The sequence below is a fragment of the Flavobacterium sp. genome, from assembly GCF_036741995.1.
Classification (GTDB): Bacteria; Bacteroidota; Bacteroidia; order Flavobacteriales; family Flavobacteriaceae; genus Flavobacterium.
On sequence record NZ_DAINRG010000008.1, the window covers coordinates 46,399 to 57,969 of the forward strand.

Here is an 11,571-nt window from a genome sequence, read left to right on the forward strand (position 1 = left end):
AAATCCCGAAGCTTCGGGATTTTATGTTTATTTCTTTTTGGTTTTTTCTCTGAAAATCTGCTCCAGATTTTTGCTTTTCGAATTGATATGGAGTGTTCTTAAACCATTGACATTGGCAAAATCAAATACGGCCGGTCGCATATCGTCTTCGGTCGTGAAGGTCAGTAGCCAAATGTTATCACTGGTGTTTTTATAGGTTTTGATGTTGGGTAGATTCGCCAATAACACTTCTTCAATTGCTTTATCAAATTCTACTTCGATGATTTGTTCTTTTTCTTCCGTAACGAGTTTGTCCAGTTTTTTATCGGTTACGATTTTGCCGTTATCGATGATGATGACGCGGTCGCAAATGGCTTCTACTTCCTGCATAATATGCGTGGAAAGAAAAACTGTTTTGTCTTTGCCCACATTTTTAATCACATTTCTGATTTCGACTAATTGGTTTGGGTCTAATCCTGTGGTGGGTTCATCCAAAATCAAAACATCAGGATTGTGTAAAAGTGCTGTGGCTAAACCAACTCTCTGACGATAGCCTTTCGATAATTGTCCAATTTTTTTATGACTTTCAGGCGATAAACCCGTAAGTTGAATTACTTCTTCAATGCGGGATTTGGCGACTTTATACACATCAGCATTGAAAGCCAAATACTCGCGAACGTATAAATCCAAGTACAACGGATTGTGTTCGGGCAGATAACCAACCGATTGCTGTACTTTCAATTGGGCTTCATTCACATCATTCCCATTGACGGTGGCTGTTCCTGCATCGGCATTGATAAAAGTGGTCAAAATTTTCATCAAAGTCGATTTTCCGGCACCATTCGGACCCAGGAAACCAACGATTTCTCCTTTTTTGATGGAAAAGGAAACATTATCTAATGCTTTTTGAGCACCGTAACTTTTGGAAATATTTTGAACTTCTATCGACATGATAATTTATTTGAAGCAAATGTACTAATTAATCAAAGCATAACGAAGAAATCCGATGGGATGATTTTACGAAAACGTTGGCGTAAATTTTTTATTTTATTTATGTAAAACCTACACTTTATTTTTTTACTTTAGCCAAACAACGAAACACAGTTATGTTACAAAACGCTACTTATTATAACAATTCTTTTTATTTCTTCTGGGAAAGAAACGGGATTGTCGTGTAGTTATTTTAAAAAGAAATCATTTAACTAAAGATACAATCCCGATGCCAATCGGGATTTTTTTTTTGACTTATGGAGATGAAAATTGCAATACAGGGAATCAAAGGCTCGTTCCACCATCAGGTGGCGCAGGAATATTTTGCCTCCGAATTTGATTTAGACGAATGCATGTCGTTTCCCGAATTGGTAAAGAGTTTGCTGGGCAACCAAGCCCATAAAGGCGTAATGGCATTAGAGAATTCGATTGCCGGTTCTATCATTCCGAATTATGCTTTGATTGACCACAACAATCTGCACATTATTGGCGAACATTATTTGGATATTCACCTGAATTTAATGGCGTTGAAAGGACAGCAAATTGATGACATCAAGGAAGTGCATTCACATCCGATGGCGTTGTTGCAATGCGCTCCTTTTTTTAGTCAGTATCCGCATATCAAGCTGGTCGAAAGTGGCGATACTGCTGAAACGGCGCGTCGAATTCAGGAGCAAAAACTGATTGGAATTGCCGCGGTAGCCGCTCCGATTGCCGCCAAACTATATGATTTGGAAATTATTTCCGCCGGAATCCATACGATTCAAAGCAACAAAACCCGCTTTGTAATTGTGAAAACGCAAAACAAAGAATGGCCCAAAGAAGAAATCAACAAAGCGTCTATCAAATTTGAATTGGACGATACGCCGGGAAGTTTGGCGACGATTCTCAATGTGATGAACAACTCTAAGTTGAATCTGACCAAAATCCAATCGATGCCGATTATTGAAACACCCTTTCAGTATTCGTTTTTTGTGGATGTGGTTTTCGAAAAATACAAGCATTATGAAAAAGCCAAAAAGATTTTGGAACTAATGACAACCCATTTTAAAGTATTAGGAGAATATAAAAAAGGAGTACAATGATAACAACCGCCAACAGATTAGAAAGCGTTCAGGAATATTACTTTTCGCGAAAGCTGCGCGAAGTGCGCCAAATGCTGGCCGAAGGAAAACCGGTAATCAATATGGGTATCGGTAGTCCTGATTTGGCTCCGGATGCCTCAGTCATAGAAGCGATGCATAAAGCCATGTTTGACGACAAAGCCCACGAATACCAAAGCTATCAGGGTTTGCCTGAGTTGCGAAAAGGCATGGCGGATTTTTATCAGAATCATTTCGGAGTGAGTTTGGATTCCAATACCGAAATCCTGCCGCTGATGGGTTCCAAAGAAGGCATCATGCACATTTCTCTGGCTTTTTTAAACGAAGGGGACGAAGTGTTGATTCCGAATCCGGGGTATCCTACTTATGCTTCGGTAACCGAATTGGTACAGGCCAAAGCGGTGTTTTATGATTTGGTTGCAGACAACAATTGGCAACCCGATTTTGAAAAACTGGAGCAACAGGATTTGTCAAAAGTGAAACTGATGTGGGTTTCCTATCCGCACATGCCGACGGGAGCTAACGGAACTTTAGAATTGTTTGAAAAGCTGGTTGCTTTTGGTAGAAAACATCATATTTTAATTGTGAATGACAATCCGTATAGTTTTGTGTTGAACAAAAATCCATTGTCGATTTTGCAGGTGGATGGCGCTAAAGAAGTGGCTTTAGAATTGAATTCGCTGTCTAAAACCTATAACATGGCCGGCTGGCGCGTGGGCATGGTCATGGGTAATCCAAGGTTGATTGACGCCGTGCTAAAAGTAAAAAGCAATATGGACAGCGGAATGTTTTACGGCATCCAAAAAGGAGCGATTGAAGCGTTGAAACTCGGAACTGATTGGTTTGAAAAGCAAAATGAAATCTATACTAAAAGAAGAAATCTGATTTTTCAATTGGCCGAAAAACTGAAATGTACTTTTGATAAAAACAGTGTGGGTTTATTTGTTTGGGCCAAACTTCCGGAAGGAATCGCTTCTTCGGAGGCGTTTATTGACAATGTGTTACTTGAAAAAAATATTTTCATCACGCCAGGCACTATTTTCGGCAGTAATGGCGAAGGTTACATTCGGTTTTCGCTTTGTGTTACGGAAGCCAAAATAGAAGAGGCGATTGCAAGATTTTAAATAAGAACGAATGACAAAAATATACGTAATAGGAATAGGATTAATTGGTGGTTCGATGGCATTGGACATCCAATCACACTATGAAAAGGCAACCGTTTTTGGAATTGATGCCAACGACAATCATTTGCAAGAAGCTATCCGATTGGGAATTATTCAGGATAAAGCTTCGATAGAAGATTTAGTTAATGCTGATTTGGTCATTGTTTCGGTTCCTGTGGATATTGGTTTGGTGCTTTTGCCAAAAGTGCTGGATGCCATTGGGGAAGAAACCTTAGTCATTGATGTAGGTTCGACTAAATTACCGGTTTGCGAAGCGATTGAAAACCATGCCAAAAGAAGAAATTTTATGGCCACGCATCCTATTGCCGGAACCGAGTTTTCGGGACCTTCGGCAGCGATTAAAGGATTGTTTCAGGATAAAACGAACATCATTTGTGAAGTCGAAAAAACGACTTTCAAGTTGCAGGAAAGAGGAATGGAGTTGTTTAAAAAGCTGGGCATGCGGATTCGGTATATGGATCCGAAATCGCATGATAAACACATTGCGTATGTATCGCATTTGTCGCATATCAGTTCGTTTATGTTGGGAAAAACCGTGGTCGAAAAAGAAAAAGACGAGCGCGATATCTTTGACATGGCGGGCAGCGGATTTGAAAGCACCGTGCGTTTGGCCAAAAGTTCTCCGGCCATGTGGACACCAATTTTCAAACAAAACAAAAAACATGTCGTTAAAAGCTTGGAAGAATACATTTCCAATCTGACTCACTTTAAAAAATTACTGGAAGACGAAAACTATGACGAAGTCTTTAACGAAATGCAAAACACGAACAGAATCAAAGAAATATTAAACGGAAAAAAATAAAGCTATGGATATTACAGTAGATAACAAAAAATGGTTGGATGATTTTAAATTAACGCATCCTTTAGTAATCGCAGGGCCTTGCAGCGCCGAGACCGAAGACCAAGTGTTGAAAATTGCACACGAATTAAAAAACTCCGATGTGAGTATTTTTAGAGCCGGAATATGGAAACCGCGAACGCGTCCGGGAGGATTTGAAGGCGTGGGTGCCATCGGGCTGAAATGGTTGCAAAAAGCCAAAGCCGAAACGGGTCTGCTAATGGCCACCGAAGTAGCGAATGCAGCTCATGTAAAATTAGCTTTGGAACACGATATTGATGTGTTGTGGATTGGCGCGCGTACTACGGTCAATCCGTTTGCGGTTCAGGAAATTGCCGATGCATTGGCCGGAACCGACAAAATAGTATTGGTTAAAAATCCGGTGAACCCTGATTTGGCTTTGTGGATTGGCGGCGTGGAGCGTTTGTACAATGCCGGAATCAAAAAACTGGGTGTGATTCACAGAGGATTTTCGACTTATGAAAAAACCAAGTACAGAAACATTCCCGAGTGGCAATTGGCGATTGAACTGCAAAGTCGTTTTCCGGAGTTGCCGCTGATTTGTGATCCGTCACACATTACCGGTAACCGAAATATGATTCAGGAAGTGTCGCAGCAGGCTTTGGATTTGAATTATGACGGATTGATTATCGAAACGCATATTGATCCGGATAATGCCTGGAGTGATGCCGCACAGCAAGTAACGCCAACGGTTTTGAAACAAATTTTCGAGAATTTGAAAGTCAAAAAAATGACGACCGAAGAAGACGATTACAATACGGAAATGATAAAACTGCGAGCTAATATTGATATAGCCGATGGAAAATTGTTAGAGATTTTAGGCAACCGAATGAAAGTAGCCGAACAAATCGGAGCACTGAAAAAAGCGAAAAATATTGCCGTTTTGCAGAACAAACGATGGAATGAAATCTTAGGCAAAATGATCTTGGAAGGCGAAGAAAAAGGACTCAGTGAAGAATTCATTTTGAAACTGTTCAAAGCCATACACCAGGAAAGCATTAGCCACCAGGAAAAGATAATAAACGGATAATTTGGGAGAATATCGGTTAAATGCTGTGGCGATAGTTGTTTTTTTTATATTTGTTCGACACTTATAAAACAGTCTATTAATACTAAAAAATAAAAGATATGAAAAAAATAATTTTACTATTCACATTGGTTTTTGGTTTTAACTTGGTTAGCGCTCAGTCAGATGTTATTACAAAACAAATTGGCGAAGTGCTTAAAGGGACAATAGTAAAAGTTGACGAAAACACCATAGTGTTTACTTATGAAGGTCAGGATAAAGAATATACTATTGCCAAGAATGCTGTGGAAAAAATTGTTTACGGTAAAACGGGTAAAACAGTAAAAACTTCTAACAAATTGGTGGTTGCCGGAGAAGCGGATTGGACTAAAGTGATTATCGTTGAAAACTTAGATTACACCGCCGGTTTGGAAAAAGGAAATGAAATCGGTACTATTGAGGAACTGATGGCTTATCAAACAGGTAGTGCCGGAGATAAAACCGCTAACAAAGCCTTGAAAATAAAAGCCGCTAAATTGGGTTACCCATTCATTTTAGTGACGACTGATGGGGCATCCAACAGAAAAGCAATCGTTTATAAATATTAATTTTAGTTGCCTATACTTTAAAAAAGTTGTCAGGAATGGCAACTTTTTTTTTACCATAAATCTAAAATCTAAAATGGTATCTTTGTGGCATGACAGGACTAGTTTATAAATCTACCGGTAGTTCTTATACCGTGAAAACCGAAGATCATCAGGTTTTTGAATGCCGTATCAAAGGAAAGTTCCGAATGAAAGGCATCAAAAGTACCAACCCGATTGCCGTTGGCGATGTGGTAGATTTCGAATTAGACACTACAACGGATGAGGTTATCGGACAGATTCACAACATTCATGACCGAAAAAATTACATTGTCCGAAAGTCGGTAAACCTGTCTAAGCAAACGCATATTATTGCTTCTAATATTGATGTTGTTTTTCTTTTGATTACCATTAATAATCCGCCAACGACGACGAGTTTTATTGATCGGTTTTTGGTTACTGCCGAGGCTTATGGCATTGAAGCCGTTTTGGTTTTTAATAAGATTGATACTTTTGATGAAGCGATGTTGGAAGAGCAACTGTACCTGCAATACATCTATACTGAAATTGGATACAAATGCCTGCGAGTGTCTGCTGTTGAGAAAAAAGGAATTGATGAATTGAAAGCGATGATGACCGGGAAAGTGAGCATGTTTTCCGGACATTCCGGTGTGGGGAAATCAACCTTGGTCAACGCTTTGGAACCGGAACTGAATTTGAAAACCAAACACATATCCGAGCAAAGCAAACAAGGACAGCACACCACCACTTTTGCCGAAATGTATGATTTGTCATTTGATGCGAAAATCATTGACACGCCGGGTATCAAAGGCTTCGGAATTGTGGATATGGAACCTGCTGAAATCAGTGGTTTTTTTCCGGAGTTTTTTAAGCTGCAAGACCAATGTAAATTCAATAATTGCCTGCACAAAGAAGAACCACATTGCGCCATAAAAGCCGCTTTGGAAGAAGATAAAATTGCCTGGTCACGCTACAACAGTTACCTCAAAATACTGGAAGGCGATGACGAACATTACCGTTCCGATACTTATGGTGATGATAGAATTGCCAGTGACGAAACCCGAAAATCCTAATCCGCAATGAAAGCCGTTATTCAACGTGTTGCTGAGGCTTCAGTGACTATTGAGGGAACCAGAGTTGCCGACATTCAGAAAGGATTATTGGTTTTAATTGGCATTGAAGAAGCTGATAACAAAGAAGATATTGTTTGGCTGACCGCCAAAATTGCCAACCTCAGAATTTTTGGTGATGAAAATGATGTGATGAATTTATCGCTGAAAGATGTTGGTGGCGATATCATTATTGTAAGTCAGTTTACATTGCAAGCTTCGACCAAAAAAGGCAACCGCCCTTCCTACTTAAAAGCCGCCAAACCCGAACTGGCCATTCCAATATATGAAGCTTTTATAAAACAAATGGAAGTAGAATTAGGTAAAAAAGTGCCAACCGGACAATTTGGTGCCGATATGAAAGTGGCGCTCTTAAATGACGGACCGGTGACTATACTAATCGACACAAAAAATAAGGAATAAGATATGGATTTAAAACACTCCCAACTCGAAGTAGACAATTGGATTAAAAATCATGGCGTTCGTTATTTTAACGAATTGACCAATATGGCACAACTCACCGAAGAAGTAGGCGAAGTAGCCCGAATCATCGCCCGTCGCTATGGCGAACAATCCGAAAAAGAAAGCGATAAAAACAAAGATCTGGGTGAAGAATTAGCCGATGTGGTTTTTGTAGTTTTGTGTCTGGCCAATCAAACCGGTATCGATTTGCAAGCTGCTTTTGATAAAAAAATGGATTTAAAAACCAACCGCGACCACGACCGCCATCACAATAATGAAAAGTTGAAATAATAGTGAACTTCCATCTCAAATCTTCCATCGTTACTCCTAAATCGGCAATCTCAATCACAGGAAGCAAATCGGAAACCAACCGATTGCTATTGCTGCAAGCGTTATATCCAAATCTTACCTTGGAAAATGCTTCCAATTCAGATGATTCTGAAGTGATGGAAAAAGCATTGGTTTCAAACGATGAAGTTATTGACATCCACCATGCCGGAACCGCCATGCGATTTCTCACGGCGTATTTTTCCATGCAGGAAAATAGAGAAGTAGTGTTAACCGGTTCCACCCGAATGAAAGAAAGACCGATTAAAATTCTGGTCGAAGCGTTGCGACAATTAGGTGCCGAAATCAGCTATGAAGCAAACGAAGGTTTCCCCCCCATAAGAATCAAAGGCAAAAAACTAACGCAAAATAAAGTAGCACTTCCGGCCAATGTCAGCAGTCAGTATATTTCGGCTTTGCTGCTTATCGCTCCAAAATTGGAAAACGGCATTGAACTTACTTTGGAAGGCGAGATTACGTCAGTTCCTTATATTAAAATGACTTTGGCTTTGCTGAATGAAATTGGCGTAGAAACATCCTTTATCGAAAATAAAATTTCAGTAAAACCCCAATCCATAATCCACAAGTCACAATTTACTATTGAATCGGATTGGTCTTCGGCATCTTACTTTTATTCGATAGTTGCGTTGTCAAAAATCGGAACCGAAATCACTTTATCCAGTTACAAAAAAGACAGCCTGCAAGGCGATAGTACTTTGTCAGAAATTTTTAAAGAGTTTGGTGTTGCAACCGTTTTTCAAAACAACACTATTCTTTTGCGCAAATCAAATAACCCACAACCCACAACCCATAACTTACAACTAAACAACGCTCCCGATATCGCTCAAACCATAGCTGTAGCGTGTTTTGGATTGGGAATCGGCTGTTATTTGACGGGGTTGCATACGCTGAAAATCAAAGAAACCGACCGATTAGAAGCCTTGAAAACAGAACTCACCAAACTGGGCGCCAAAGTTTCAGTAACCGGAGAGAGTTTGACTTTAGAACCATCAGCCAAAATCAATCCGGATATTTCCATAAAAACCTATCAGGATCACCGAATGGCAATGGCTTTTGCACCTCTGGGATTGAAAACTTCCCTCTTTATTGAAGAAGCCGAGGTGGTTTCTAAATCCTATCCCACTTTTTGGAACGATTTAAAAAGCATCGGATTTGAAATTTCGGAAATTTAAAGAACTCAGACACTAAGGAACTCAATACCTCAGAACCTTTTATAAAAATAAACCGCTTTTTACTTGACAACGCCTATCTGACAATAGTATATTTGCAGCCTTTACCTTCAGATGTACTAAATCTGAAATCTAATATTTAATATCAGAAATTTACATGAAATTATCTCATTTCCAGTTTAATCTTCCTGCCGAATTATTAGCTGAATTTCCTGCCGAAAATCGTGACGAAGCCAGATTAATGGTCGTTAACCGAAAAGAAAAAACCATTGAACACAAATTATTCAGAGACATTATCGATTATTTTGACGATGGCGATGTAATGATTTTGAACAATACCAAAGTTTTTCCGGCGCGTATGTACGGAAACAAAGAAAAAACCGGAGCCCGTATCGAAGTTTTCTTGTTAAGAGAATTAAATGCTGAGCAACGTCTTTGGGATGTGTTGGTTGATCCGGCCCGTAAAATCAGAATTGGTAACAAATTGTACTTTGGTGATGACGATTCGTTAGTAGCTGAGGTAATAGACAATACAACCTCTCGTGGGAGAACGTTACGTTTCCTATATGACGGTTCGTACACCGAGTTCCGTAAAAAATTGACCGAATTGGGAGAAACCCCTATTCCAAAATACATCAACCGCGAAGTAACCGAAGAAGATGCCGAGCGTTACCAAACCATTTATGCCAAAGAAGAAGGAGCTGTAGCTGCTCCAACCGCTGGTTTGCACTTTTCGAAACACTTGTTGAAAAGATTGGAAATCAAAGGAGTGAACTTTGCCGAAGTAACATTACACGTTGGTTTAGGAACTTTCAATCCGGTAGAAGTGGAAGATTTATCCAAACACAAAATGGATTCGGAGGAATTAATCATTTCTCAGGAAGCTTGCGACATCGTTAATAACGCCAAAGAGAAAAAGAGAAAAATATGCTGCATCGGAACTACTTCCATGCGTGCTATCGAAAGTTCGGTTTCCTCGGCAAGAACGTTAAATCCTTATGTGGGCTGGACGAATAAATTTATTTTCCCGCCTTACGATTTCAGCATCGCTGATTGTATGGTGACCAATTTCCACACTCCAAAATCAACCTTGTTGATGATGGTTTCGGCATTTTGCGGTCACGATTTGATGAAAAAAGCTTACGAAGAAGCCATCAAAGAAAAATACCGTTTCTACTCTTATGGAGACGCCATGTTAATCATCTAATCTGAATTCTTTCCGTTTTAAATACCAAATCCCAGCAGTCCTGTTGGGATTTTTTTATTAGCCAATCGCTTGCGCATAGCAATAATCCATGTTCCTGCTGTCCGCTCTACTTCGGTGCCGCTCCCATCAGGGCTAAATACAATCTTTAGGAATTGAAACTTTGTAACTCTGTTACTTTTCAATACTTTTACGCCACAAACTAGACCACAATGACATTTCAAAACACACGCGAATTTGCGCAGCAACTCGACGCTCAGGACGAATTAAAATCGTATAGAGAAGAATTCTTATTTCCGCAACACAACGGCAAAAATGTAATTTACTTTACCGGAAACTCTCTGGGATTACAACCCAAACGTACCAAACAATATGTAGATGAAGTGATGACCGACTGGGCCAACCTAGCCGTAGAGGGCCACTTTTATGCCGAAAAACCCTGGTGGGATTATCACGAGAGATTTGCCAATCCGCTAAGTCAGTTGGTGGGAGCCAAACCTTCCGAAATCACCGTAATGAATACACTGACCGTAAATTTACATTTGCTGATGGTGTCTTTTTACCGACCAACCCCAACCCGTTATAAAATCATCTGCGAGGAAAAGGCTTTCCCATCGGATCAATACATGTTTCAAAGTCAGGTGCATTTCCATGGGTATAAAGCTGAAGATGCTATTGTGGAAATCAAACGAAGAGATGGCGAACACAACATTCGCTTGGAAGATGTTTTGGCCAAAATTGCCGAAGTAGGCGATGAGCTGGCCTTGGTTTTGATAGGTGGAGTGAATTATTACACCGGACAGGTTTTTGACATGCAAACCATCACCGAAGCCGGGCATAAAGCCGGAGCGATAGTTGGTTTTGATTTGGCACATGCTGCCGGCAACATCGAATTGAAATTACACGAATGGAATATTGACTTTGCTGCTTGGTGCAGTTACAAATACATGAATTCCGGTCCGGGAAATGCCTCGGGTTGTTTTATTCACGAAAAGCATCATGCCAATAAAGAACTGGCTCGTTTTGGCGGTTGGTGGGCGCAGAACAAAGAACGTCGTTTTAAAATGGAACCGACTTTCGATCCCATTATTGGTGCCGATGGCTGGCAAGTGAGCAATTTACCGGTTTTGTCTTTGGCTCCGTATCTGGCTTCCGTTGAATTATTCGCGGAAGTGGGGATGGAAAAATTAATCCAAAAGAGAAATCGCATCACCGCTTATTTAGAATTCATTTTGCACGAAATTGACAAAGACATCCCGGGAACCGAATTTGAAATCATCACACCGAGTAATCAGGAAGAAAGAGCATGTCAGCTTTCGGTTTTTCTCCACGGACAAGGCAGAAGTTTGTTCGATTATTTGATGAAAAATGGCGTCATTACCGACTGGCGGGAACCCAATGTAATTCGATTAGCACCAGCTCCATTTTATTGCTCTTTTGAAGATATGTACGACTTCGGACAAATCCTAAAACAGGGAATTTTAACATAACAATCATTTGATTTGTGCAAAACAATTCGTTGATTTGTAGTTCCTTAATTAACCAAATACCAC

The 11,571-nt window shown here is 40.0% G+C and carries 13 protein-coding genes; 11 read left to right on the plus strand and 2 right to left on the minus strand.

Going from position 1 to position 11,571, the window contains the following annotated elements; all coding sequences use genetic code 11:
- Nucleotides 1–27: 27 nt before the first annotated feature.
- On the minus strand, nt 28–930 hold the full coding sequence (gene gldA, locus V7D82_RS04740; protein WP_333599824.1) for a gliding motility-associated ABC transporter ATP-binding subunit GldA: 903 nt from the start codon (nt 928–930) through the stop codon (nt 28–30).
- A gap of 296 nt (nt 931–1,226) precedes the next feature.
- On the opposite strand from gldA, the gene V7D82_RS04745 reads away from it, so the two are divergent.
- The 10 genes from V7D82_RS04745 to queA all read left to right on the plus strand — a co-directional run bounded on the left by V7D82_RS04745 (nt 1,227) and on the right by queA (nt 10,021).
- A complete protein-coding gene (locus V7D82_RS04745) occupies nt 1,227–2,054 on the plus strand; it encodes a prephenate dehydratase (protein ID WP_333599825.1) in 828 nt (275 codons plus the stop codon).
- A complete protein-coding gene (locus V7D82_RS04750) occupies nt 2,051–3,196 on the plus strand; it encodes a pyridoxal phosphate-dependent aminotransferase (protein ID WP_333599826.1) in 1,146 nt (381 codons plus the stop codon). The genes V7D82_RS04745 and V7D82_RS04750 overlap by 4 nt, the downstream gene beginning before the upstream one ends.
- Before the next feature lie 10 nt (nt 3,197–3,206).
- Complete coding sequence (locus V7D82_RS04755) at nt 3,207–4,058, plus strand: prephenate dehydrogenase (RefSeq protein WP_333599827.1); 852 nt, start codon at nt 3,207–3,209, stop codon at nt 4,056–4,058.
- A 4-nt stretch (nt 4,059–4,062) separates the two neighbouring features.
- On the plus strand, nt 4,063–5,145 hold the full coding sequence (locus tag V7D82_RS04760; protein ID WP_333599828.1) for a bifunctional 3-deoxy-7-phosphoheptulonate synthase/chorismate mutase type II: 1,083 nt from the start codon (nt 4,063–4,065) through the stop codon (nt 5,143–5,145).
- A 98-nt stretch (nt 5,146–5,243) separates the two neighbouring features.
- Complete coding sequence (locus V7D82_RS04765; RefSeq protein WP_333599829.1) at nt 5,244–5,729, plus strand: hypothetical protein; 486 nt, start codon at nt 5,244–5,246, stop codon at nt 5,727–5,729.
- Nucleotides 5,730–5,818: 89 nt separating this feature from the next.
- Entirely contained in the window at nt 5,819–6,799 is a 981-nt protein-coding gene (gene rsgA / locus V7D82_RS04770; RefSeq protein WP_333599830.1) for a ribosome small subunit-dependent GTPase A, read from the plus strand.
- A 6-nt stretch (nt 6,800–6,805) separates the two neighbouring features.
- Nucleotides 6,806–7,258: a D-aminoacyl-tRNA deacylase gene (gene dtd / locus V7D82_RS04775; RefSeq protein WP_333599831.1), complete on the plus strand. Its 453-nt coding sequence runs from the start codon at nt 6,806–6,808 to the stop codon at nt 7,256–7,258.
- A gap of 3 nt (nt 7,259–7,261) precedes the next feature.
- On the plus strand, nt 7,262–7,588 hold the full coding sequence (locus V7D82_RS04780; RefSeq protein ID WP_333599832.1) for a nucleotide pyrophosphohydrolase: 327 nt from the start codon (nt 7,262–7,264) through the stop codon (nt 7,586–7,588).
- 2 nt (nt 7,589–7,590) lie between these two features.
- Nucleotides 7,591–8,817 (plus strand): 3-phosphoshikimate 1-carboxyvinyltransferase, encoded by a 1,227-nt coding sequence (aroA, locus tag V7D82_RS04785; RefSeq protein WP_333599833.1) that lies wholly within the window; start codon nt 7,591–7,593, stop codon nt 8,815–8,817.
- A 154-nt stretch (nt 8,818–8,971) separates the two neighbouring features.
- On the plus strand, nt 8,972–10,021 hold the full coding sequence (queA, locus tag V7D82_RS04790) for a tRNA preQ1(34) S-adenosylmethionine ribosyltransferase-isomerase QueA (RefSeq protein WP_333599834.1): 1,050 nt from the start codon (nt 8,972–8,974) through the stop codon (nt 10,019–10,021).
- A 17-nt stretch (nt 10,022–10,038) separates the two neighbouring features.
- Here queA and V7D82_RS04795 read toward each other — a convergent pair whose 3' ends face one another.
- Nucleotides 10,039–10,203 (minus strand): hypothetical protein, encoded by a 165-nt coding sequence (locus V7D82_RS04795; RefSeq protein WP_333599835.1) that lies wholly within the window; start codon nt 10,201–10,203, stop codon nt 10,039–10,041.
- A 27-nt stretch (nt 10,204–10,230) separates the two neighbouring features.
- Here V7D82_RS04795 and kynU point away from each other — a divergent pair, with 27 nt between their 5' ends.
- Complete coding sequence (kynU, locus tag V7D82_RS04800) at nt 10,231–11,508, plus strand: kynureninase (RefSeq protein WP_333599836.1); 1,278 nt, start codon at nt 10,231–10,233, stop codon at nt 11,506–11,508.
- Nucleotides 11,509–11,571: the final 63 nt, after the last annotated feature.

Excerpts from the sequence above, each read along its gene's own strand:
- gldA (WP_333599824.1), bottom strand. The coding sequence starts at position 930 with ATGTCGATAGAAGTTCAAAATATTTCCAAAAGTTACGGTGCTCAAAAA.
- V7D82_RS04745 (WP_333599825.1), top strand. The coding sequence starts at position 1,227 with ATGGAGATGAAAATTGCAATACAGGGAATCAAAGGCTCGTTCCACCAT.
- V7D82_RS04750 (WP_333599826.1), top strand. The coding sequence starts at position 2,051 with ATGATAACAACCGCCAACAGATTAGAAAGCGTTCAGGAATATTACTTT.
- V7D82_RS04755 (WP_333599827.1), top strand. The coding sequence starts at position 3,207 with ATGACAAAAATATACGTAATAGGAATAGGATTAATTGGTGGTTCGATG.
- V7D82_RS04760 (WP_333599828.1), top strand. The coding sequence starts at position 4,063 with ATGGATATTACAGTAGATAACAAAAAATGGTTGGATGATTTTAAATTA.
- V7D82_RS04765 (WP_333599829.1), top strand. The coding sequence starts at position 5,244 with ATGAAAAAAATAATTTTACTATTCACATTGGTTTTTGGTTTTAACTTG.
- rsgA (WP_333599830.1), top strand. The coding sequence starts at position 5,819 with ATGACAGGACTAGTTTATAAATCTACCGGTAGTTCTTATACCGTGAAA.
- dtd (WP_333599831.1), top strand. The coding sequence starts at position 6,806 with ATGAAAGCCGTTATTCAACGTGTTGCTGAGGCTTCAGTGACTATTGAG.
- V7D82_RS04780 (WP_333599832.1), top strand. The coding sequence starts at position 7,262 with ATGGATTTAAAACACTCCCAACTCGAAGTAGACAATTGGATTAAAAAT.
- queA (WP_333599834.1), top strand. The coding sequence starts at position 8,972 with ATGAAATTATCTCATTTCCAGTTTAATCTTCCTGCCGAATTATTAGCT.
- kynU (WP_333599836.1), top strand. The coding sequence starts at position 10,231 with ATGACATTTCAAAACACACGCGAATTTGCGCAGCAACTCGACGCTCAG.